The following is a 23,767-nucleotide window of genomic DNA, read 5'->3' as shown; positions in this document are numbered from 1 at the left end:
GTCGCTCCTCCCGCCGGGCGGGCGCGGACGCGGTGCCCGGCCCGGACGGGCCCTAGTCCCGCGCGGCCCCCGGATGCAGCCGCACCCAGCCCGCCCACGCCGACGTGATCATGTCCTCGACGTCGTACTTGGCCTTCCAGCCCAGTTCCACGGCGGCGCGGTCGGCCGAGGCGACCACGCGGGCCGGGTCGCCGGGGCGGCGCGGAGTGACCGTCGGGGGGTGGCCGTAGCCGGTGAGGGCGTTGATGCGGTCGATCATCTCGCGGACGGAGACGCCCTCGCCCCGGCCGACGTTGAGGGTGAGGGTGCGACCGGGGGAGGACCCCAGGGCGCGGGCCGCGGCGACGTGGGCCTCGGCCACGTCGACCACGTGGATGTAGTCGCGGACGCAGGTGCCGTCCGGCGTCGCGTAGTCGTCGCCGAAGATCCGGGGGGCCGCGGACTCGGTGAGCTTCTCGAAGACCATCGGGACGAGGTTGTGGACGCCGGTGTCGGCCAGCTCCGGGCTCGCCGCGCCCGCCACGTTGAAGTAGCGCAGGCATGCCGTGGACAGCCCCGTCGCCCGGCCGGTCGCACGCACCAGCCACTCGCCGGCCAGCTTGGTCTCGCCGTACGGCGACATGGGCAGGCACGGCGTCTCCTCCGTCACCAGGTCCACGTCGGGCATGCCGTACACGGCCGCGGAGGAGGAGAAGACGAAGGACGGGACCTCGGCGGCCGTGACCGCCTCCAGCAGGACGCGCAGGCCCTCGACGTTCTCCCGGTAGTAGTCCAGCGGCAGCTGCACCGACTCGCCGACCTGCTTCTTCGCGGCGAGGTGCACCACACCGGTGACGGAGTGGTCGGCGAGGGCGCGGGCTACCCGTTCGCCGTCCAGGACCGAGCCCACCACCAGGGGGACGCCGTCGGGCACGCGTTCGGCGATCCCGGTGGACAGGTCGTCGTACACGACCGTCCGCTCGCCCGCCTCGGTCATCGCGCGTACGACGTGCGCCCCGATGTATCCGGCGCCGCCGGTGATCAGCCAGGTCATGTGCGGCCGTCCCCTCGTCAGTGGTCCTCGGTAGTCATGATCCGTCATCCCGGCGCCCGACGGGCCCCGCACCGGTCAGGACGCGGTGGGGGCCGCTTCGGTGCCGTACGTGTCCAGGGCCGCCGTGAGCCGGTCGAGGCGGGCGCGCAGTTCCTGGACCTCCGCGAGGTCCAGACCGGTCGCCGTCGCGATCCGGCGCGGCACCTCGGTGGCCCGCTCGCGCAGCGCCACGCCCTCCCCGGTCGGCCGCACACGGACCGACCGCTCGTCGCGCACGCTGCGCTCCCGCCGGACCAGACCGGCCGCCTCCAGCCGCTTGAGCAGGGGCGACAGCGTGCCGGAGTCGAGCCGCAGGTGCTCGCCGAGCTTCTTCACCGGCAGCTCCCCGTGCTCCCAGAGCACCAGCATCACCAGGTACTGCGGGTAGGTGAGCCCGAGGTCCTTGAGGACCACGCGGTAGACGCCGTTGAAGGCGCGCGAGGCCGCGTTCAGGGAGAAGCAGATCTGCTGGTCCAGGCGGAGCCAGTCCGTTGCGGGCGTGGTCATGCCTCCAGGGTAGCCGACCGGTCTTGCGCGCCATTTAGTTGTGCACAACTTAATTGCGTGCTCTACTGGTGGGTGTCAGGCGTCACCGAGACGCTTCTCCGCAGATCTTCAGTGAGGGACGGTTCACCCATGGACGCGCTCTACACCGCCGCCGCCACCGCCACCCACGGCCGCGACGGCCGCACCGTCAGCTCCGACGGCACGCTCGACCTCGCGCTCGGCATCCCCGTCGAGATGGGCGGCAACGGCCAGGGCACCAACCCCGAGCAGCTGTTCGCCGCCGGGTACGCCGCCTGCTTCGGCAGCGCCCTCGGCCTCGTCGGCCGGCAGGCGAAGGTCGACGTCAGCGACGCCGCGGTGACCGCCGAGGTCGGCATCGGCAAGCAGGGCGAGGGCTTCGCGCTCGCCGTCACGCTGCGCGTCGAGCTGCCCGAGGGCGTGGACGAGGAGACCGGCCGCAAGCTGGTCGAGCAGGCCCACCAGGTCTGCCCCTACTCCAACGCCACCCGCGGCAACATCCCGGTCGACCTCGTCATCGAGTAGTCACTCCCCGGCCGGGACCCGCGCCAGCACCTCTCCCGTCCGTTCGCTCCACGCCACCACCACCGCCTCCTCGGGCACCGGCTGCCAGCGCGTCAGCAGCAGCCAGCGGACGTGGTAGCGGCGGACGACGGCGGCGCGCTCGGCGCGGGTCGAGCCGGGCTCGAGGTACGCCTCGACGTCGGCCACCCGCCGCAGGCGCTCCCGTTCGTCCAGTGACGGGTCCGGCCAGGCGGGAGCCGCCAGGTTCGGCCCGTACCCGGCGATGGCGTGCCCGGCGTAGTAGCCGTCGGTGATCACGACCTCGCCGGGGCCGATGTGCCGCGCCGCCCACTCGTACGTCGGCCAGTGCGGCGGCTGCTCGAAGCCGACCGGGTCCAGCGCCCGCGGCACCACCGCCCCCGCCTGGACGGTGAGGAAGCCCAGCAGCGCCCCCGCGGCCGCCGCCCACCCCAGCGCCCCGCGCCACCGCCCCCACGGCCGGGGCGCCGCCAGCTCCACCGCCAGGGCGAACTGCAACGGCACCAGCGTCAGCCCGAGGATGCGGCCGTAGGTGTAGTGGCCGCTGAACCAGCCGTACGCCACCACGGCGCAGTCCAGCGCGAACATCAGCACCAGCGGATCACGCGCCGACGCCCGCCCGCGCAGCCACAGCGCCGGCAGCCCGAGCAGCGCCAGCCAGAACTCCCCGGGCAGGTCCAGGTACAGGACGCGGTGCATCCCGTCCACGCTCTCGTCGCCGGCCAGCGCGAACACGTCGAAGTACGGCCACAGCGCCGCCGAGGCCGCCGCCACGCCGCCCGTCAGCGCCCACCGCCCGGCGACCGGGCCGCGCCATCCGCGCCACCGCCCGGCGAGCGGCCCCCGCCATCCCCGCTGCCACCCGGCCACCAGCGCCACCGCGCCCAGCGCCGCCGCCACCGCCGTGATCGGGTGGACGAGGAGGATCAGGCCGTACAGGAGGCCGAGCCCCGCGTACCCGGGCAGGCCGCGCAGCCCGCTCGGCCCCACGTACCGCACCCGGCGCGCGTCCCGGGCCCGCGCGCCCGTCAGCGCCCAGGCCCAGAACGTGAGCCCGATCGCGAACGCCGACGGGTAGCCGAGGTTGCCCGTCATCGACATCAGCCCGAGGTAGCCGCTCCACCAGGCCCGCTCGGTGCCCCACAGCAGCGTCATCGCGCCCAGCGCCAGCACCGGCGCCCACGGACGCGGACTCAGCACCCGCACGAAGCGGCCGAGGCCGGTCAGCAGCACCAGCAGGTTCAGCGGACCGGCGAGCCGCACCACCTCCCAGCCGCCCAGCCCGGTCAGCCGGGCGAACAGGCCCTGCGCGACGGCGTACGGCGAGTAGTAGGCGCTGCCCTCGCCCGGCAGGTCGGCCATCGGGTGGCGCGGGTGGAGCAGGTCCGCCTTCAGGCGCTCGACGACGGCCGCGTGCTGGCCGGCGTCGCAGCACAGCGGCACCGCCCAGTACGCCAGCGTCATCAGGAGGAAGAACAGGAAGCCGACGGCCTGGTACGGGGTGGGACGCCAGGACCGGCCGCCGCGCAGCGCCGTCGCACCGCGCCCGGGCCGCCGGACGAGGACACCGGCGCTCACGGGACGGACGAAGGGTGGGACATTCGGGGCATTTGCCGTATGTTCCCGGCGGTCCCTCCGAGGTCAACGGCCTGACCTCACGTCACCGCATCGAGTGACCGTCAGCCGGCCGCACGCGCCCGTTCGGTCTGCCCCTGCGCCGGCAGCTCCACCCGGCCGCCCCGCAGCACCGGCTCCAGCAGGAGCGGAATGCCCACCACCGGCAGCAGCCACGCCAGCACGATCAGCCGCTCGCCCCAGATGTCGATGTCCGGATGCCCCGCCTGCGTCAGGACGCCCGTGAACGCCGCCGCGACCAGGAAGACCCCGACCGCGCCACCGCGCCGCAGCGCGCCCCACGCTCCGGCGCCGAGGGCCGCGACGAACAGCGGCTCCCACGCCTGCCGGCGCAGCCACTCCACCCAGAAGTTGCCCTGCAACTGCCAGAACTCGGGCCACGGGTCCTTCCGGTCCGGCCGGGCGAAATGGCCGGTCAGCAGGTCCTGGAGGCTGTCGGACACGGACGGGTAGCGCAGCAGTCCCGACAGGAGCACCGTGACGGCGGCACCGGCGAGCCCGACGGCCGCGAGCGCGAGCACGTCCCGGCCCGGCGGACGGCCCCGCCGGTACCGTCGCAGCGCGATCAGCGCACCCGCCGCCGCCAGGCACACCCCGAGGAACAGCGCCTGGGAATGCTTCACCGCGAACAGGGCCAGCAGCGACCCGCCGACCAGCGCGTACCCGGCCCGCCGCCGCCCCTCCCGCAGCACCAGCGCGCACCCCCACACCGCCGCCAGCGTCAGCGCCATCAGCAGCCCCTCGGTCATCGGGCGCATGGCCGTCGTCCCGCACGGCAGCACGTAGTACAGCGCCTGCCCGGTCAGCGCGAGCGGCACCGGCACGGACAGGGTGCGCAGGATCAGGAAGACCAGGACGCCGCCCGCGCAGGCGATGACGACGCCCGCCGCCCACAGCCCCCACGTCACCCCGAGCAGCGTCACGAACGGCACCAGGAACAGCGGGTAGCCGGGCCGCGCCTCGAAGATCCGCATGAAGCGTTCCGTCATGTACGGCACGGTGTGCCCGCCGGTCTGCCCGGCCGCCAGCCTCGGCTCCACCTGCCGCCACTCCCGCTCCCGGCACTCGTCCATGACCCGGTCGGTGGGGTCGGGACGGTGGAAGCGGACCACGTGGACACTCTGGTCACGGCGGGCCGTCGACGCCTTGCTCGCGCACACGTAGTCGATGGTGGCCGCCGCCACCCCGCGCTTGCTCTCTCCGGTCAGACTCAGGGCGTACGACAGGTAGTTCTTGGTGTCGGGGGTGTCCCGGCCGGTGACGTTCGCGAGCTGGAGCAGGGCGAACACCGCGGCCAGGAGCAGCACCCAGGTGCGCGGCCTCACGGCGAGGCCAGCAGGTCGCTGCCGGTGGCGTCCGGGACGGTCCGGGCGCCCGGCACGCCGCCGGGCTCCGGCATCGGCTCGCCGAGCAGCAGCGTCCGCACCACCCGCTCGGCGGCCCGGCCGTCCTCGTACTCGCAGAACCGGGCCCGGAACGCGGACCTGAGCCGCGCCGCCTCCTCGTCCCGCCACGCCCCGGAGGCCAGCAGCCACGCCAGCTCCCGGTAGGAGCGCGAGACGTGGCCCGGTGCCTCGGCGGTGATGTCGAAGTAGGCGCCGCGACTCGCCGTGTAGGCGGGCCAGTCGTCGGCGTGGACCAGGACGGGCCGGTCCAGGAGGACGTAGTCGAACATCAGGGCCGAGTAGTCGGTGATCAGCAGGTCGGAGGCGAGCATCAGGTCCTCGACGTGCGGCTCGTCGGTCGCGTCGATCAGCACGCCCCGCCGGTGCAGCTCCGACAGGCCCAGGCCGCGCGCCGGTCCGCCGGCCAGGGACGGATGCAGCCGCACCACCAGGGTGTGGCCGTCGCCGAGGTCGGCGGCGAGCCGGGCCAGGTCGATCCGCTCCACGTACCCGCCCCGCCGGTACTCGCGGCGGGTCGGCGCGTACAGCACCACGGTGTTCCCGTCGGGGACGCCGAGCCGCTCGCGCGTGCGGCGGCCCGCCTCCGGCCCGGCGTTCATCAGCACGTCGTTGCGCGGGCTGCCGGTGCGCGCGGACGCGAAGTGGCAGGGGTACGCCCGTTCCCACATCCGTTCCGCGTACCGGCCGGCGACGAGGCTGTGGTCCCAGCGGTCGGCCCGGCGCAGCATCTGCGGCACGTCCAGGCCGTGCCGGGCGCCGGGCCGGCCCAGCAGGTCGGCGCCCATGTACTTGAGCGGGGTGCCCTGGTGGGTGTGGATGTGGACGCTGTCCGGCCGCTTGGGCACCGCGTAGGGCCAGTTGACGTTGTTGACGAGGAACGCGGCCCGCTCCACCGCCCGGTGGTAGTCGGCGCTGCCGAGGAGCACGTGCTCGGTGTCCGGCGGCAGCGACGCCGCCTCCTCCTCGCCGCGCACCACCCACACGCCGCGCAGGTGCGGGGCGATCTCGCGGGCCTTGCGGTGGATCGCCGCGGGATCGCCCAGCACGCCCCGGTGGGAGAACGCCGAGTACACGACGAGGCCGGGATCGACCGGGCGGCGCGTGCGCACCGCGGTCCGCACCCGGCCCAGGCGCCCGGCGACCGACCCGCGCGCCTGCCGTGCCCGCCGCTCCAGCTCCCGGCCCGCCCGGCCCGACTCCCGCCGCAGCCGGTAGGCCGGGTACCCGAGGGTCCCGCGCTCCAGCACGCGCAGCTCGGCCGGGACCTCCGCGCCCCGCGGCCGGTGGGCCCGGAACATCTCGGCGGTGCGGCGGAAGAACTCGGCCTTGTCCGAGGGCGGCAGCCGGTCCGGCTTGGACAGGATGTCCAGGCAGTGCTCACCCATCTTGGTGTGCAGGAACGGCCGCCAGCGGGCCGCCAGTTCGGGCCGGTCGTCGAGGAACGCGAAGACCCGCTCGTACTGCGCGTGCACGTCGAAGTGCTTGCGGCTGGTGGTGGACAGGATGTTGCCCTGGCGGCGCTGCCGGTAGTTCAGGCAGATGCGGTCCAGCGTGGCGATCCGCCCCGCGGCGAACATCACCGGGAAGGTCCACGGCGTGTCCTCGTAGTAGCCCGGCGGGAAGGTGAAGCCCTCCCGCTCGACGAAGTCCCGCCGGTAGACCTTGTTCCACACCACCATCAGCAGGTCGAGGATCTCGGGGCGCTCGGCGGCGGTGAAGGTCTCGTCGGTCCGGGCGAGCACCTGGGCGAGGACGTTGCGCCGGGTGCCGCCCCACCAGTAGGTGCGGGCGTAGTCGAAGACCAGGACGTCCGGGTCGTCCACCTCCGCGAGCCGGTCGGCCATCGCGCGCAGGGCGCCCGGGGTGAGGGTGTCGTCGCTGTCGAGGAAGAACAGGTAGTCGCCGGTGGCGTGCGGCAGTCCCGCGTTGCGGGCCCGGCCGAGGCCGACGTTCTCCTCCAGGTGCAGCACGCGCACCCGCTCGTCGAGGGCGGCGTACTCGTCGAGGATCGCGCCGCAGTCGTCCGGGGAGCAGTCGTCCACGGCGACGACCTCGATGTCCCGGTACGACTGGTCCAGGACCGAGTCCAGACACTCGCGCAGGAAGCCCTGCACCTTGAAGCAGGGGATGATGACGCTGAAGCGGGGCACGGCGGGATCAGCTCCTCACGAGGGTGGCGGCGGCGGGGGCCGGGACGCGCTCGGCGAGCGGGACCACGGGCGGCAGGGACTCGGGCGGCTCGCCGAGCAGCACCCGGCGCACCACGCGCTCGGCGGCCCGGCCGTCGTCGAACTCGCAGAACCGCTCCCGGAAGGCGGCCCGCAGCGCCGCCGACTCCGGGCCCGCGTACGAGCCGTCGCGGAAGACGTGGGCCAGCTCCTCCGGCGTCCGCGCCACCGGCCCGGGCGGTGCCGCCATCAGGTCGAAGTAGACGCCGCGGGTCTCCCGGTAGACGTCCCAGTCGTCGGCGTACACGACGATCGGGCGGTCCAGGTTGGCGTAGTCGAACATGATCGACGAGTAGTCGGTGACCAGCGCGTCGGCGGCCAGGCACACGTCCTCGGCCGAGCGGTGCGCGGTCACGTCGATGATCCGGCCGCTGCTCCTCCTGCCGCCCCGGTCGTAGAAGTAGTGGGCGCGCAGCAGCACCACCACGTCCTCGCCGGCCGCCTCGCAGAACGCCTCCAGGTCCAGCGCGCCCGCACCGAACCCGGCCTCCCAGTCGCGGTGCGTGGGCGCGTACAGGACGGCCGTCTTCCCCTCGGGAACGCCGAGTTCGCGCCGCACGCGGGCGACGTCCTCGGCGGTCGCCGTGACGTAGACGTCGTTGCGCGGATAGCCGTACTCCAGCTGCTCGTAGGAGCCCGGGTAGGCGCGCTCCCACATCCGGGTGGAGTGGCGGTTGGCGGAAAGGTTGAAGTCCCAGCGGTCCACGCGGCCCAGCAGCTTGGTGAAGCTGCCGCTCGCGGCCGCCACCACCGGGTACGTGGACTGGTCGACGCCCATGGTCTTCAGCGGGGTGCCGTGCTGGGTCTGCACGTGCACGCTGCCGGGGCGCTTGACGACGCCCTCGGCGAAGTTGGCGTTGTTGACCAGGTACTTGGCGCGGGCCAGCACCTCCCAGTAGCGCCGGCTGCCGATGACGGCGTGGTCGACGTCCTCGGGCACGGTGTGCGCCTGGTCCGGCTCGACCAGGAACACCGCGCGCAGGTGCGGGGCGAGTTCGCGGGCCTTGGAGTGGATCGCCGCCGGGTTGCAGGCGTAGCCGCGGCCCCAGTAGGCGCAGTAGACGACCAGGTTCGGGTCCAGCGGGCGGCGCAGGTGGCGGCGGTAGAGCAGGCGGGTGCGCAGCCCGTGCGGGCGCGGCAGGCGCCGCAGGACGCCGGTGGCCGCCCGGTTGGCGGCGCGCAGGGCGCGGAAGCCGGCGTAGGACCCGGACGCCAGCAGCCGGTGCTGCACGCCCAGCCGGCCGCCCGGCGCCCGGAAGCCGGCCGGGCGGTGGCGGCGGTAGAGGCGGCTCGCCCGGCGGTAGAAGTCCCGGCGCTCCGTGCGCGGCAGGCGCCGCGGATGGGTGGCGGTCTTCAGGATCGCGGCGAAGAGCTGCTCGAACAGCGGCCCCCTCCGCTCTTCCGGCAGCCCCCGCTCGGCGGCGTGCGCGAGCGCCAGTTCCGCCTGGTCCAGGAGCTCCGCGTGGTGCGCGCCGGGCAGGTTCAGCCGGTTGCCCTGCCGCCGCACCATGTGCCGTACGACGACGGAGCGCAGCACCGTCACGCGCTCGGCGCGCGCCGCGACCAGGGCACCGAAGCCGATGTCGGTGAAGTGCCCGTCGGGGAAGGCGAGCCGCCGTTCGGTCAGGAAGGTGCGGCGGTAGACCGCGCTCCACGCGGGCAGGTGCACGCCGGTCAGGTGCGGGGCGCGGTCGGGGGTGAAGGCGCCGTCGGGGGCCTTCGCCAGCAGCGGGGCGGCCGGGTTGGCCGGCTCACCCTCCCACCAGGGCACCCGCTCGTGCTCGAAGTGCAGGACGTCCACGCCGCCGGTGTCCGCCAGCCGCCCGTCCAGCGCCGCCAGCGCGCCCGGGACGAGGACGTCGTCGCCGTCGAGGAACAGCAGGTAGGCGCCGGTCGCCGCCCGCGTCCCGGCGTTGCGCGCCCCGGCCAGGCCGGCCGTCGGCGGCGAGTGCACCGGCGCCACCCGGGAGTCCCGCTCGGCGCGCTCCCCGACGACGTCCGCCGCGGCGCGGTCCGCGGAGTCACCCACCGGGATCAGCTCGAAGTCGCCGAAGGACTGGGCGAGTACCGAATCCAGCGCCTGGGAGAGCCGCCCCGCGACCCCATGGGACGGGACGATGATGCTGAAGCGGGGCATGCTGCTCTTTCTCTCGTTGTCCTGGTCCGTCGGGAGTCGCCCCGCAGGCCCTGCCGGCCCGGTCGTCCCGTGGGCCGCCGGTCGGGCGGCCGGGTCTCAGTGGGCCGCGACGAGTCGCGGGGCATGCGGACTCCCGGTGGACAAACGGCGGTCAGAGGCTGTCGGTGACGGTGCGGGGCCCCGCCGGTTGCGGCACGGTGGTCAGCGGGGCGCGGGCGAGGCCGGCCGCGGCGGAGGGCGCCGGGCGGCGCTCGGCGAGCGGCACGACCGGCGGTAGGTCCGTCTGTCCGAGCACCACACGGCGTACGACGCGTTCGGCGGCGCGGCCGTCGTCGTGCGGGCAGAACCGCTCCCGGAAAGCGGCCCTGAGCTGCGCGGACCGGGCACCGCACCAGTGCCCGCCGGCGAAGATGCCGATCAGCTCGTCCTCGTCCCGGGCGATCGCGCCCGGTGGGAAGTCGCGCAGGTCGACGTAGGTGCCGTGGGCCGCCTCGAACGCCTCCGGCTCGTCGGCGTGGAGCACGATCGGCCGGTCCAGACCCGCGTAGTCGAACATCAGTGCCGAGTAGTCGGTGACGAGGGCGTCCGAGGCCAGGCACAGCGACTGGACGCTCGGGTGGTCACTGACGTCGAGCACCCGGCCGGCGGACTCGGCGAGCGGGCCGCCGTGGCGGGGATGGGCGCGGGCCAGCACCATGAAGCGCGGGCCGAGGCGGGTGACGACGCGTTCCAGGTCCAGGGCGGCGCGCTGGGTGCGCCGGTAGTCGCGGTGGGTGGGCGCGTACAGGATCGCGACCGTGCCCTCGGGGATGCCGAGCGTCTCGCGCAGCCGGGCCACGTCGGCGGGTGTCGCCCGCTGGAGGACGTCGGTGCGGGGCTGGCCGTACTCCAGCGTGGTGTAACGGCCGGGGAGGACGCGTTCCCAGGTCAGGGTGGAGTGGCGGTTGGCGGAGACGACGTAGTCCCAGGTGCCGGCGTCGCGCAGCAGCCTCGCGACCTCGGTGCGGCCGGCGGCGGCCGGGCGTTCCCAGAGGTCCAGGCCCATGTGCTTGAGGGGCGTCCCGGCCCGCGTCTGGACGAGGACCTGGCCCTTGCGCCTGACCAGGCCGGGGTCGAAGGCGGCGTCGTGCACCAGGTAGCGGGAGCGGGCCAGCGCCGTCCAGTGGGCGGCCGTGCCGGGGGTCAGGCGGCGGGTGCCGGTCGGGACCGTGTGGTGGTGCGCGGGGTCGGCGGCCCACGCCGTGCGCACGTGCGGCGCGAACTCGCGGAACGCCTCCTCCAGCGCGCCCGGGTCGCAGCCGTGTCCCCGGCCGTCGTCGGCGGCGAAGACGGCGCGGTCGGCGCGCAGGGGCAGGCAGCGCTGGACGCGGTAGTGGGCGCGCAGGGCGACGGTCCGCGCGGCGCGCAGCAGTCCGGCGGTGACCTTCACCGCCCGGCGGCGCAGGGACGACGCCACCCGCAGGGTCTGCCAGGTGCGGCGCAGGCCCAGCCGGAGCAGGGCGTGGCGCAGCCGCACGGGCAGCGGGGCGGGCGCGCCGGGGACCCGGTAGCGGCGGCAGTGGACGCGGGCCCGGCGCAGGAACTCGGCGCGCAGCCGGCGCGGGAGGCGGTCGGGTCGGGTGAACACCGTCGCCAGGTGGTCGGCCATGCGGCGGTACAGCGCCGGCCGCCAGCGGTCCAGCTCCGGACGCGACTCCAGGAACGCGAAGACCCGGTCGTACTGCGCGAAGACGTCCAGGTGCCGCTCGCTGGGCGTGCCCAGGATGCTGCCGTGCCGGCGCTGCCGGTAGTGGACGCAGACCCGGTCCAGGGTGGCGATGGACCGGGCCGTCATCAGGACCGGGAAGGTCCACGGGGTGTCCTCGTAGTAGCCGGGCGGGAAGGTGAGGCCCTCGCGCTCGGCGAACTCGCGCCGCACCGTCTTGTTCCAGGCCACCATCAGGAGCTTCAGCAGCTCGGGCCGGTCGGCGAGCCGGAACGGCGCCGGGCCCCGTTCGGCGAGGTGCCGGGCGGCCTGGTTGCGGACCGCCTCCCCCGTCCAGTAGGTGCGCGCGTAGTCGTAGACCAGGACGTCCGGCTCGCCGGTCTCCTTGATCCGGTCGGCGAGGGCCCTGAGCGCGTCCGGGGTGAGGGTGTCGTCGCCGTCGAGGAAGACCAGGTAGTCGCCGGTGGCCCGCTCCAGACCGGCGTTGCGGGCGGGGCCGAGGCCCAGGTTCCGGGGCAGGTGCACGGCGTGCACCCGACCGTCGCGGGCCGCGAACTCGTCGGCGATCGCGCCGCAGGCGTCCGGCGAGCAGTCGTCGACCACGATCAGTTCGAGGTCCGGGTACGACTGGGACAGCACCGATTCCAGGCATGCGGGCAAGTACGCCTGCACCTGGTGCGCGGGGACGATGACACTGAACCTGGGCACGGGGACATCCAGTGGGTCGGCGGGATCGGCGCGGGCGTTCGGCCCGGGAACGGCCGGTGGAGTGACTTGGTTACGGTCCCTGCGGCATTCGGGGGACCACGCCCGGACGAGGAAGGGGCGGACCGCCGACCGGCCCGCCCCTTCAAGGGTGTTTCTCCCGCGCCTACTTGACGGCGCCCGCCATCACGCCCGAGACGAACTGCCGCTGGAACGCGAAGAACACGGCCAGCGGGACCACCATCGAGATGAACGCGCCCGGCGCCAGGATGTCGATGTTGTTGCCGAACTGCCGCACCTGCGTCTGCAGGGCGACCGTGATCGGCTGGCTCCCGGAGTCGGAGAAGATCAGCGCGACCAGCATGTCGTTCCACACCCACAGGAACTGGAAGATGCCGAGGCTCGCGATCGCCGGTCCGCCGAGCGGCATCACGACCCGTACGAACAGCCGCAGTTCACCCGCGCCGTCGAGCCGGGCCGCCTCCAGCAGCTCCCTCGGGATCTCCGCGAAGAAGTTCCGCAGGAGGAACACCGCGAAGGGCAGACCGAAGCCGACGTGGAAGAGGATCACGCCGACGACCGATCCGAACAGGCCGATCTTGCCGAAGAGTTCGGCGATCGGGATCAGCGCGACCTGGACGGGGACGACGAGCAGGCCGACCACGGCCAGGAACCACCAGTCGCGCCCCGGGAAGTCCATCCACGCGAAGGCGTACCCCGCCAGCGAGCCGATGATCACGACCAGGACCGTCGCCGGGACCGTGATCAGCGCGGTGTTGAGCAGGGAGGAGGTGATGTCGCCGTTCTTCAGCAGCTCCTCGTAGCTCCGGAAGGTGAGCTGGGACGGCTCGGTGAAGACCTCCCACCAGCCGCCCGCCGCCATGTCCCGGGGGGTGCGCAGGGAGGACAGCAGCAGGCCGATCGTCGGGACCAGCCAGAACAGGCCCACCACGATCAGGAACACCCGGACCAGTCCGCCGCTGACGCCCTCGACGAGCCGTGCGCCGAGGGACTGCTTCGCCTTGACGGCGCTCTCGGACGGCTGCCCGGCCGCCTCGGTGAGGGAACCCGCGTCCGCGGTCATCGCCGCACCTCCCGCCGCAGCCGCCGTACGTTGAACCACATCACCGGGATGACCAGGAGCAGCAGGAACACCGCGATGGCGCTGGCGACGCCCGGCTGGTCCGAGGCGAAGCCCTTGCGGTACAGCTCCAGGGCGAGGACGTTCGCGTCGTCCTGCGAGGAACCCGGGGCGATGATGAAGACCAGGTCGAAGACCTTCAGCACGTTGATCATCAGGGTCACGACGACGACCGCGAGGACCGGCGCGAGGAGCGGGACCGTGACCCGTCTGAAGACCTGCCACTCGTTGGCGCCGTCGACCCGGGCCGCTTCGAGGAGTTCCCGGGGCACCCCCGCCAGCCCGGCCGCGATCAGCACCATCGCGAAGCCCGCCCACATCCACACGTACGACCCGATGATGGCCGGGGTGACGAGGGAGGGACCGAGCCAGTTCAGGCCGTTGTACGGCTCCTTGAAGTTGTCGGCGGGGAGCCTGAGCTGCGCCCCGTCGGCCACCGCGGGGAGCGTGAAGGTGCCGTCGCCCGCCGCCGTGGTCTCCGCGACGACCTCGCCGTCCTTCACCGCCTCGATCTTCATCCCGGCGTAGCCCAACTCGGCCGCGTCGACGCCGTTGAGCTTGCCGACGCCCTTGCCGCGGGTGAAGTCCTGCCAGGTGGTACCGGTGATCCTCCCGTCCTCGGGCTCCGGGGCCACGGCCTTCTCCGCGCCGTCCGGCATCACGTCCGGGGCGACGCCCACCAGGGGGAGGACGACCGTCTCGCCCGCGCTCACCGGCTGCTTGGTGATGAACGCGCCGCCACCGGCCGGCTCCAGCGGCGACTCGCGGCCCGGGTGCGCCTTCGGGAACGCCGACGACTCGGCGAACGTGTCGTGCACCCCGACCCACACCGCGTTCGCGACGCCCTTGTCCGGGTCCTGGTCGTACACCAGCCGGAAGATGATCCCGGCGGCCAGCATCGAGATGGCCATCGGCATGAAGACGACCAGCTTGAACGCCGTGCCCCAGCGCACCCGTTCGGTCAGCACGGCGAAGATCAGGCCGAGCGCGGTGGCGACCGTCGGCGCGAACACCACCCAGATCACGTTGTTCTTCAGGGCGGTGCGGATGCCGTCGTCGGTGAACAGCGCCTGGTAGTTGTCGAATCCGGCGAAGGAGTCGCCGGACTGGTCGTAGAAGCTGCGGATCAGCGAGTACCCGATCGGGTAGACCACGAGCGCGCCGAGCAGCACCAGTGCGGGCAGCAGGAACAGGGCCGCCACGGTTCTGCGGGTGCCGGTCACGCTCTTGCGCGACTTGGGGGCGGCAGGGCCCCGGGAGGCTCCTGCCGCCGTGGCCGACGCCATCGCGTCAGCCTCCGTAGGCGGCGGCCGCGTCCGCCTCCAGCCGCTGCTGCGTCCCCGCGACGTCCTTCGGGTTCTTCAGGAAGTCCTGGAGCGCCTTCCACTCGCCCTTGCCGGGCGTGCCGCCGAAGGCCTGCGGGGCCTGGTCCGACATGTCGAAGCGGAAGTCGTCGCCGGCCGCGACCAGGGCCTCGGCGATCTTCCTCTGCACGTCGTTCGGGTACGCCGACGCGTCCAGGTTCTTGTTCGGCGAGAGGTAGCCGCCGAGCTTCGCGTGGATCGCCGCCGCGTCCGGGGAGGCCAGCCAGGTGGCCAGCGCCTGCGCCGCCTTCGAGTCCTCCAGGATCACCGCCGCGTCACCGCCGGAGACCACCGGCGCGGTGTCGCCGACCGCCGGGAACGGGAACACCTTCGCGTCGGTGCCGACCTCCGCCTCCGTCTCGCCGATGTTGACCTGCGCGAAGTCACCCTCGTAGACCATGCCGGCCTTGGGCTGGTCGCCGCCGGTGAAGGTCTGCGTCACCGAGGCCGGGAAGTCGGTCTGGAGCGCGCCGGTCGCGCCGCCCGCCACGTAGTCCTTCTTGCCCCAGATCTCGGCGAGGGTGGTCAGGGCCTCCTTCACGGAGGGGTCCGTCCACTTGATCTCGTGCTTGGCGAGCTGGTCGTACTTCTCGGGGCCGGCCTGGGAGAGGTAGACGTTCTCGAACCAGTCGGTGAGGGTCCAGCCCTCCGCGCCGCCGACGGAGAACGGTGTGACGCCCGAGTCGTAGACCGTCTGCGCGGTGGTGAGCAGTTCGTCCCAGGTCTTGGGTTCGGCCGCGCCCGCGTTCTCGAAGACCTGCGCGTTGTACCAGATCAGGGACTTGTTGGCGGCCTTGTAGTAGACGCCGTACTGCTTGCCGCCGACCTTGCCGATGTCCTGCCAGCCCTGCGTGTAGTTCTCCGACAGCTCCTTCGTGGCCTCGGCGCCCAGCGGCTTGGCCCAGCCCTTGTCCACGGCCTGCTTGATGGCACCGGGCTGCGGGAGCATCGCCACGTCCGGCGGGGCGCCGCCCGCGACCTTCGAGCCGAGGAAGTTGATGATCGGGTCCTGGGCGGGCACGAAGGTCACCTTCGCGCCGGTGCGCTTCTCGAACTCGGCGAGGACCTTCTTGAAGTTCTCCTGCTCGGCGCCGGTCCAGACGGCGGCGACCTCCAGGCTCTCGCCGTCCAGCTTCGGAAGGGTGACGGTGGCGGCCGGGTCCTTGTCGCCGCCTCCCTGACCGTCCTTGTCGCCACCGTTGTCGTCGTCACCGCCGCACGCGGTGAGCGAGAGGGCGAGGGCCCCGGCGGCGAGGAACGCGGCGGCCCTGGTGGTCCTCTTCGTGGCGCCGTTCCCGGCCCTCTTGACGGTCCTGCGTGTCCGGATGGTGCTGCTCGTGCGCATCACTGCCCCGTTCTTCGTTCCTGGTCGAACGTTCGGCGCTGTCCCGTGCGCTCTGGTGTACGCCAGGGGGGTGAGGGCGGCAAGAGCGCGTCCGCTGTCAAGTGGGGTTTCGTGACCGCGTCGTGACCGGGCGACCGGCGCCGGTGCGGGCCCGGCCGGGGGCCGTCGCTCCCGAGCCCCCGCCGCGGCCCGGACGGCATCGTCCTCGCACTCCCTCTGAGGGGGGTGACAGGGCGGCCCGTGAGCGACCGGAGTTACAGGAGCGACGGCACCTCCGCCGCCGACACCTCCCGGGCCGCCCGCTCCAACGCGCTGGCCAGCAACGCCAGATCGGTCGGCCCGTTGCCCAGCTCCCGCACCGGCCGCCGGGTGGGCGGGTCGCCCATGCGGTGCCACTCCAGCGGCACCACCGTGGGCCGCAGCGTCGCCGTCCGCGGGATGCGGCCCGTGACCCGGCCGCCCTGGAACTCCACGGTCTGCCCGTCGGGGCGGGTCAACCGGCCGCGTCCCGGCGCCGGTTCGTCCGGGCCCGGCACCGGCGCGTCGAGGGTGACCCGCACGGTGGCGCGCAGGGACGGTTCCGTCTGGGCCGTACGGCCGCCGGGCGCGGTGGCGGCCACCAGGTGCACGCCGAGGCGCTCGCCGTCCCGGGCGACGGCCTCCAGCGCCCGCATCACCGACCCCGCCGCGGGCCGGCCGGGCGAGCCGAGCGGGGGAGTGACCAGTGCGTCCAGGTCGTCCACGACGACGACGAGGCGGGGGAGCGGCGGCACGGCGGCGGTGCGGCGCCGGGCCGCGCCCGGCCGCAGGCGCAGCGTGGAGCTGGGCGGGGAGTCGACGTCGCCGGTCTCCGTCGCCGCGCCGGCCGTGGTCCCGCCCGTCGGGGTGCGCTGGGCGATCAGCCGGCCCGACAGCTCCCGCCCGGTGTGCCACTCGGTGAAGTGCGAACGGCCCAGCAGCTCGGCGCGCCGCTTCAGCTCCGCGCTCAGGGACTGCGCGAACTCCCGCATGCGGACCGGGTCGTTGGCCGTGAGGTGGGTGGTGACGTGCGGTACGTCCGTGCAGACGCGCAGGCCCTCGCCGTGCCCGCCGCCCGCGCTCACGCTGTCCCGGCCGTCCACCAGGACGATCCCGAGCCGGTCGGGGCGCTCGGCGGAGGCGAGGGAGGCGACCAGCGCCCGCAGCAGCTCGGTGCGGCCGCTGCCGGGCGGGCCCTCGACCAGCAGGTGCGGCCCCTCGGCGGCGAGGTCGGCGGCGACCGGTCCGCGCGGCCCGGCGCCCAGGACGGCGTGCGCGCGCCCGCCCAGGGCCTGGGCGTCGTCGGCCGCGTCCGCCCACCGCGCCATCAGGGACGCCGGGGTGGCCCGGGCGAGGCCCAGCTCGTCGAGGAGCCGGGCCGCCTGGGGCAGCGGTGCGGACACCCGCGTGTGCCGCTCGCCGTCGGGCTGGTCGGTGCGCAGCGGGGCCAACGCCCGCGCGAACCGCTCGGCCCAGGCGAGGGAGACCGCGTCCACCGTGCCCAGGGTGCCGTGGCCGACGGGGCCGCCCCGGCCGTTCGGGGCCGCCTCGCCGCGGGCCACGCGCAGCAGCCGCAGGGCCGTCGCCACGTCACCGCTGAGCAGGGCCACGGCCCCGCACTCCCGGAACACGGGGGACACCGCGCAGGCCGCCTCGTACGTCTCCGTCACCGGGGACGTCGGGGAGGCGGCGGCCGTCTCGGCGAGGCACACGACGTGGACGCCGGCCCGCGGTCCCTCCACGGCCAGCCTCGCCACGGCCTCCCGCACGTCGGCACCGCCGGGGTCGCCGTCCACGACGACCACCGTGTACGGACCCGCGAAGCGCGCGGCCGGGTCGGACCCGTCGTCCGGCCGTGCCCAGGAGGGCCGCCGGGTGGTGTCCGGGTCCGTGCCCGGCGCGGGAGCGGGGTGCCGCGCGTCGTGCTCGGAGGCCGTGGGCTGGGCGGGGATCGTGGCCGCCGTCTCCGGGGCGGGCCGGGCGGGCGTGCGTGCCTCGCCGTTCCGGGTGTCCGCCAGGTGGTCCTCCAGGCGGCGCAGCAGCTCGTGGGAGCGGGCCATGGCCTGCTCGCGGTCGTAGGCGAGCAGCAGGCGGCAGTCCTGGCCGTGTCCCGGCCGCAGCTGCGGCAGCCAGCCCAGCCACGACCACTCGGCCGACCGCTCCGCGAGCGGACGGGAACGGTCGGCGCTGATCAGCACGATCTCCAGCACGTCGGCGGAGTGCAGCGCGGCGAGCTGGGCCAGCACCGCGCGGGCCAGCCCGGCGAGCCGCGCGCGGGGGCCGGCCAGCCCGAGCGCCCCGACCTCGCGCAGACCGGCGGTCACCGGCACCGCGGGCAGCGGCGCGTCGCCGCCGGGCGCCACCCGGTCGGCCGTACCGAGCCGCACGGTGAGCGCCTCCGGGTGGCCCGGGCCGCGCTCCCACAGCCGGGGGCCCGGTCCGAGGGCCGTCAGCAGCAGTGAGGCGGGGTCCGGCCAGGTCTCGGGGGCGCTCGAGGCGCCGGTGGCCGGGGCCGCCGGGGCGGGGGAGGCCGCCTCGGCGTCGTACGCCCGTCGGCCGGGTCCGGTGGCGTCCTGCGCCCCGCCGCGTCCTCCGGCCAGCCGCCGCGCCCACGCGCCGAGCCCGCCCCGCCTGCGCACGCCCTGGGGTACGTCGGTGCCGCGCAGCGGCGTGCCCTTGCGGCCGGTGCCGGTGCCGGTGTCCCGTCCGGGGGCGTCGGTGGTCCCGGGGGCCCGGGTGAAGGGTGCGGCGGGTGCGGTGCCGGGCGCCGTCGCACCGGCGGCACCCGGGGCTGGGATGCGTGCGTCGGCGGCATCCGGGCCGGTGGCGTCCGTCGCTCCGGGGCGGCCGGCGCCGGACGCGCTCGTGCCGGGGGCGGTGGCGGACGCGTCCGTGCCGTGCGGCTGGGCGCCGAACGCGCCGGTGCCGTGCGACTCCGCACCGAACGTGCCGGTGCCGTGTGTCGGCGCGCCGAACGGGCCCGCGCCGTGCGCGCCCGGCCCGAACCCGCCGCCGTGTGTCTCACCGGCCGGCGGGGCCGGCCGGGATCCGCCGGTCACCGGGCCGGTGCCGTGGCTCTCGATGCGCGGTGCGCCGCCCTGCCCGGGCACCTGGGGCGACCCGGCCGGGGTCGCACCGGTCCGGTGTCCCGCCGAGCCGTGGACGTGGTGGGTCGGGCCGGCGGGGCCGCTCCGGCCGTCGGCGCCGGTCCCGGGGCCGGCGCCGTCCGTCGCGCCGGTCGTGTGCGCGGTGCCGTCCGCCCCGCCGGCGGTGCGCCCGGGACCGCCTGCCGGCCTGCCCTGGCGCCCGGGCCCGCCGTGCGCCGTCCCGGCCTGGTGCTGCCCGACGCCGACGTGCGCCGTCCCGGTCGTGTGCGCCGTGCCGTCCGCCGCCCCGGCGGGGTGTCCGGAACCGCTCGCCGTCCCGCCCCGGTGCCCGGCGCCGCCGCTCGCGGCCTCGCCCCGGTGCCCCGGACCGTCGCCCGCCGTGCCCGTCCGTCGCCCGGGACTCCCCGCCGGGCCGGCCCGGTGTCCGGGACCGCCGTCCGCCGCCCCGGCCGCCCGCGCGGACCCGTCCGCCCCGCCGTCGCCCCCCGCGCCGTCGGCCACGCGCGCGTGAGCCACCCCCTCCCCGGCGCCGTACGAGGACGAGGGCACGCCGGACAGCCGTACGTGCCCCTCCCCGTCCGCCGTCGTGGCCAGCCGCGCCTCCGCCCCGGGGCGGGCCGGAACCAGGCGCAGCGCCGACTCGCCGATCCGCAGCAGCGCCCCCGGCGTGAGGCGGACCGGGCGGTCGCCCACGCGGGTGCCGTCCAGGGTCGTGCCGTTGGTCGAGCCGAGGTCGGCGACCGAGACGCCGCCGTCGGGGGAGACGGTCACGGCGCAGTGCATCCGGGAGACGTCCGGGTCGTCGAGCGCCACGTCGGCGTCGGCGGAGCGGCCGAGCCGGATCTGCCCGCCGTGCAGCAGGTGGACGCCGCCCGCGTCGGGACCGGCGACCACGTGGAGCTGGGCCGGGGCGCCGGCCGGGTCGGTGTGCGGGTCGGGCAGGCCGGGGGCGCCCAGGCAGAGCACGGCGCCGTCGATCAGCGGGGGCTCGCCCAGGGTGCGGCGCTGGGCATCGAGCCGCTGCGCACCGGCGTAGAGCACCACCTGGCCGGTCCCCGGGGCCTCGCCGCCGGGCAGCGCCGCGGCCAGCGCGGAGGCGACCGCGGCCAGGGCGGTGCCGACCGGCGCGGTGACCAGCACGTCGCAGCTCGCGGCGGGGTCCCCCTCCGGAGCATGCGGGCCCAGCGGGTCTACGACGGTCAGCCGGATCTGCATCGCCGTCAGCGGTCCCTTCGCGCGGGCGCCCGCGCGCCGGGGACAGAAGCCGTTCACCACGGTCCCCCACCGCGGACTTCCCCCACCGCCACACGAGCACGTCGGCCAGTACTGCACGCATCCTCGCACCTGCCACTGACAACGCGCCCGTCGCCCACCGCCAAATGATCTTGAATGGTCGGCTCTGCCCGCAAAAGTGCCTGACAGGTGACCTCCCGCTGATCGAACGGAGACCGCTTGAGATCGGTCACGTCCGGGCCCGGCAACCAAGGGACCGGGTCGCGCGTCTTCCCTTCGAACGCGCGCCTGAAAGGCGCCGCAAGCGGAACGTAAGACGTACCCGCGGACCAATGGGAACCCACACGACGACGACAGCCCGGTGCCGGGAGCACGGCACTACAGTGGGTCGGAACAGCCAGCAAGCAACAGGGAGCGCATGACGTGCGGCCGGTAGGCAGCAAGTACCTCCTCGAGGAACCCCTCGGCCGCGGCGCCACGGGCACCGTCTGGCGTGCCCGCCAGCGCGAGACCGCGGGCGCCGAGGCCGCCGTGGCCGGTCAGCCCGGCGAGACCGTCGCGATCAAGGTCCTCAAGGAGGAGCTCGCGAGCGATCCCGACATCGTGATGCGCTTCCTGCGGGAGCGCTCCGTCCTGCTGCGGCTGACCCACCCCAACATCGTCCGGGTCCGCGACCTGGTCGTCGAGGGCGAGCTGCTGGCGCTGGTCATGGACCTCGTCGAGGGCCCCGACCTGCACCGGTACCTGCGCGAGAACGGGCCGTTCACCCCGGTCGCCGCCGCCCTGCTCACCGCCCAGATCGCCGACGCCCTCGCGGCCAGCCACGCCGACGGCGTCGTCCACCGCGACCTGAAGCCGGCCAACGTCCTGCTCAAGCAGGACGGCGGCGAGATGCACCCGATGCTCACCGACTTCGGCATCGCGCGCCTCGCCGACTCACCCGGCCTGACCCGCACCCACGAGTTCGTCGGCACGCCCGCCTACGTGGCGCCGGAGTCCGCCGAGGGCCGCCCGCAGACCTCCGCCGTCGACGTCTACGGCGCCGGCATCCTGCTGTACGAGCTGGTCACCGGCCGGCCCCCGTTCGGCGGCGGCTCCGCCCTGGAGGTGCTGCACCAGCACCTGAGCGCCGAGCCGCGCCGCCCCTCCACCGTCCCCGACCCGCTGTGGACGGTCATAGAGCGCTGCCTGCGCAAGAACCCCGACGAACGCCCCAGCGCCGAGAACCTCGCCCGCGGCCTGCGCGTCGTCGCCGAGGGCATCGGGGTGCACGCGAACAGCGCGCAGATCGGCGCCGCCGAGAACGTCGGCGCCCTCCTCGCCCCCGACCCGGCGCCCGCGCAGGTCCCGGGCGCCCCGGACGCCGCCGACCCGACGCAGGTGCTCCCGCACAACGCGCAGAACCCGAACGGCGCCTACGACCCGAACGGCGCGACCAGCGTCCTGCCGCAGACCGGCAACCAGGCGGGCGCCGCCGACCCCACCGCCGTACTCCCGAACCGCGGCGCGGCCGACCCGACCGCCGTCATGCCGCCCGTCCCGCCGGGACAGCCGGGCGGACCCGGCCAGGGCGAGGGCGGCGGGCCCGAGGACCCGCACCCCTGGCAGAACCAGCTCCGCGCCGCCCGCGACCGCAACGAGCAGACGCAGGTCCAGTACCTCGACCCGAACCAGGACCCGCTGCGCCGCCGCCCCCAGCGGCAGGTCTCCCGCCCGCAGCAGCCGCCCCGCCAGGCCCCGCAGGCACCGCCGCCCGGCTACGGCTACCCGCAGCAGCAACAGCCGCAGCGGTACGCCACGCCCCAGCCGCAGCAGCCCCAGCAGGCGCCCCGGCCCCAGCCGCAGCGCTACGCCCCGCCGCCCGCGCCCGAGCCGCAGCCGCCCCGGCGCGAGCCCCGGCCGCCCCGGCAGCGCAGCGCCAACCCGATGCGCATCCCCGGGCTCGGCTGCCTCAAGGGATGCCTGTTCACGCTCGTCATCCTGTTCGTGGCCGGCTGGCTGATCTGGGAGCTGAGCCCGCTCCAGGACTGGATCGGCACGGGCAAGGGCTACTGGGAGCAGCTCAGCGACTGGTTCACCACCGTGACCGACTGGTTCGGCGAGATCGGCGGCGGCAGCGGCGGGACGTCGACCGGCGGCTGATCCGACGGCCGCCCCAGCCGCCGCTCCGGAGGCGAGTCTGGGGATTTGTCGACATCCGACGGGTGATTTCGGCCTCCCCGGTGAAGACCGCCTCCACGGACGCGTACTTTTAAGCGCAACACGCGTCGGTAGGAGCAGTCTTGGCACGGAAGATCGGCAGCCGGTACACCGCCCACCAGATCCTCGGGCGGGGCAGCGCCGGCACGGTGTGGCTCGGCGAGGGGCCCGAGGGACCCGTCGCGATCAAGCTGCTGCGCGAGGACCTGGCGTCCGACCAGGAGCTGGTCTCCCGCTTCGTGCAGGAGCGCACCGCCCTGCTCGGCCTGGAGCACCCGCACGTGGTCTCCGTGCGCGACCTGGTCGTCGACGGCAACGACCTCGCGCTGGTCATGGACCTGGTCCGCGGCACCGACCTGCGCACCCGACTGGACCGTGAGCGGCGCCTGGCGCCCGAGGCCGCGGTGGCCGTCGTCGCGGACGTCGCCGACGGTCTGGCCGCCGCGCACGCCGCCGGGGTCGTGCACCGCGACGTCAAGCCCGAGAACGTGCTGCTCGACATGCAGGGCCCGCTCGGTCCCGGCGGCTCGCACCCGGCCCTGCTGACCGACTTCGGCGTGGCCAAGCTGATCGACACCCCGCGCCGCACCCGCGCCACGAAGATCATCGGCACGCCCGACTACCTGGCCCCGGAGATCGTCGAGGGCCTGCCCCCGCGCGCGTCGGTCGACATCTACGCCCTGGCCACCGTGCTGTACGAGCTGCTCGCGGGCTTCACCCCGTTCGGCGGCGGCCACCCCGGCGCCGTACTGCGCCGCCACGTCACCGAGACGGTCGTCCCCCTGCCCGGCATCCCGGACGAGCTGTGGCAGCTGCTCGTGCAGTGCCTCGCCAAGGCACCGGCCTCCCGGCTGCGCGCCTCGGAGCTGGGCGCCCGGCTGCGCGAGCTGCTGCCGATGCTGGCCGGGATGGGTCCGCTGGACGTCGACGAGCCCGACGCCGAGCAGGAGGCGGACGAGCCGGAGGAGGCCGCCGGCTCCCCGGGGAGCGCCACGCCCACCGGGGAGCCGGTACGGCGCCGGGGAGCGGTGCCGCTGGTGCCGGGCGCGAAACCGGCCGACTCCAACCGCGACACGCACACCTCCATGCGCGTACCGGCCCCCGACGAGCTGGCCGGCGGCGCCCGCGGAACCGCCCGCGCCCCGCGCGCGTCCGGCGCCCCGCGCCCCGGCTCGGCCCGCAACCGTGCCACCGCGCGGCGACGCAGGCTGGCCCTGGGCGTCGGCGCGGTCGCCCTGGTGGCGGCGGTCGGCGTCGGCACCTGGCTGACCACGGGCGATGACGAGGGCGACACGGGCCCCCAGGACACGCGGAACTCGGCGCCGGCCTCGCCCTGAGGCCGGGCGCGCCACGGCGGTCACGGGACGACCCGGCGAAGACCGGTGGACGGAGCCGTTACGCTGG

14 protein-coding genes are annotated in these 23,767 nt (G+C 75.0%); 3 read left to right on the top strand and 11 right to left on the bottom strand.

The window, feature by feature from the left end; all coding sequences use genetic code 11:
- Window positions 1-52 precede the first annotated feature (52 nt).
- Window positions 53-1,033: a UDP-glucose 4-epimerase GalE gene (galE, locus tag ACLIN4_RS13715; protein WP_307652730.1), complete on the bottom strand. Its 981-nt coding sequence runs from the start codon at window positions 1,031-1,033 to the stop codon at window positions 53-55.
- A gap of 75 nt (window positions 1,034-1,108) precedes the next feature.
- Complete coding sequence (locus ACLIN4_RS13710) at window positions 1,109-1,579, bottom strand: MarR family winged helix-turn-helix transcriptional regulator (protein ID WP_100046940.1); 471 nt, start codon at window positions 1,577-1,579, stop codon at window positions 1,109-1,111.
- Window positions 1,580-1,708: 129 nt separating this feature from the next.
- Between ACLIN4_RS13710 and ACLIN4_RS13705 the strand changes: the two genes are divergently transcribed.
- Complete coding sequence (locus ACLIN4_RS13705; protein ID WP_107478249.1) at window positions 1,709-2,122, top strand: organic hydroperoxide resistance protein; 414 nt, start codon at window positions 1,709-1,711, stop codon at window positions 2,120-2,122.
- On the opposite strand, the gene ACLIN4_RS13700 is transcribed toward ACLIN4_RS13705, so the two are convergent.
- The 9 genes from ACLIN4_RS13700 to ACLIN4_RS13660 all read right to left on the bottom strand — a co-directional run bounded on the left by ACLIN4_RS13700 (window position 2,123) and on the right by ACLIN4_RS13660 (window position 20,146).
- Window positions 2,123-3,718 (bottom strand): hypothetical protein, encoded by a 1,596-nt coding sequence (locus ACLIN4_RS13700; protein WP_411575824.1) that lies wholly within the window; start codon window positions 3,716-3,718, stop codon window positions 2,123-2,125.
- Between the two features lie 101 nt (window positions 3,719-3,819).
- Complete coding sequence (locus ACLIN4_RS13695; protein WP_382054179.1) at window positions 3,820-5,100, bottom strand: hypothetical protein; 1,281 nt, start codon at window positions 5,098-5,100, stop codon at window positions 3,820-3,822.
- On the bottom strand, window positions 5,097-7,331 hold the full coding sequence (locus ACLIN4_RS13690; protein WP_411575823.1) for a bifunctional glycosyltransferase/CDP-glycerol:glycerophosphate glycerophosphotransferase: 2,235 nt from the start codon (window positions 7,329-7,331) through the stop codon (window positions 5,097-5,099). The genes ACLIN4_RS13695 and ACLIN4_RS13690 overlap by 4 nt, the downstream gene beginning before the upstream one ends.
- A 7-nt stretch (window positions 7,332-7,338) precedes the next feature.
- Window positions 7,339-9,546: a CDP-glycerol glycerophosphotransferase family protein gene (locus ACLIN4_RS13685; protein WP_382087632.1), complete on the bottom strand. Its 2,208-nt coding sequence runs from the start codon at window positions 9,544-9,546 to the stop codon at window positions 7,339-7,341.
- A gap of 151 nt (window positions 9,547-9,697) precedes the next feature.
- Entirely contained in the window at window positions 9,698-11,959 is a 2,262-nt protein-coding gene (locus ACLIN4_RS13680) for a bifunctional glycosyltransferase/CDP-glycerol:glycerophosphate glycerophosphotransferase (protein WP_411575822.1), read from the bottom strand.
- Window positions 11,960-12,122: 163 nt separating this feature from the next.
- Window positions 12,123-13,040 (bottom strand): carbohydrate ABC transporter permease, encoded by a 918-nt coding sequence (locus ACLIN4_RS13675; RefSeq protein ID WP_100046946.1) that lies wholly within the window; start codon window positions 13,038-13,040, stop codon window positions 12,123-12,125.
- A complete protein-coding gene (locus ACLIN4_RS13670) occupies window positions 13,037-14,383 on the bottom strand; it encodes a carbohydrate ABC transporter permease (RefSeq protein WP_411575821.1) in 1,347 nt (448 codons plus the stop codon). Before ACLIN4_RS13670 ends, ACLIN4_RS13675 begins: the two co-directional genes overlap by 4 nt.
- 4 nt (window positions 14,384-14,387) lie before the next feature.
- Window positions 14,388-15,806, bottom strand: coding sequence for an ABC transporter substrate-binding protein (locus ACLIN4_RS13665; RefSeq protein WP_100046949.1), 1,419 nt, complete (start codon window positions 15,804-15,806; stop codon window positions 14,388-14,390).
- A 254-nt stretch (window positions 15,807-16,060) separates the two neighbouring features.
- Window positions 16,061-20,146, bottom strand: coding sequence for an FHA domain-containing protein (locus ACLIN4_RS13660; RefSeq protein ID WP_411576753.1), 4,086 nt, complete (start codon window positions 20,144-20,146; stop codon window positions 16,061-16,063).
- A 441-nt stretch (window positions 20,147-20,587) separates the two neighbouring features.
- On the opposite strand from ACLIN4_RS13660, the gene ACLIN4_RS13655 reads away from it, so the two are divergent.
- Both ACLIN4_RS13655 and ACLIN4_RS13650 read left to right on the top strand, forming a co-directional pair.
- Window positions 20,588-22,306, top strand: a complete 1,719-nt coding sequence (locus tag ACLIN4_RS13655) for a serine/threonine-protein kinase (protein ID WP_100049682.1) — start codon at window positions 20,588-20,590, stop codon at window positions 22,304-22,306.
- 140 nt (window positions 22,307-22,446) lie between these two features.
- A complete protein-coding gene (locus ACLIN4_RS13650; protein WP_411575820.1) occupies window positions 22,447-23,700 on the top strand; it encodes a serine/threonine-protein kinase in 1,254 nt (417 codons plus the stop codon).
- Window positions 23,701-23,767 lie beyond the last annotated feature (67 nt).

Origin of the sequence: Streptomyces mutabilis, from assembly GCF_046628145.1 — a bacterium.
In the GTDB taxonomy this organism is placed as follows: Bacteria; Actinomycetota; Actinomycetes; order Streptomycetales; family Streptomycetaceae; genus Streptomyces; species Streptomyces mutabilis.
The sequence above is the reverse complement of the archived record's forward strand: the minus strand, read 5'-3'. Positions and strand labels throughout refer to the sequence as shown.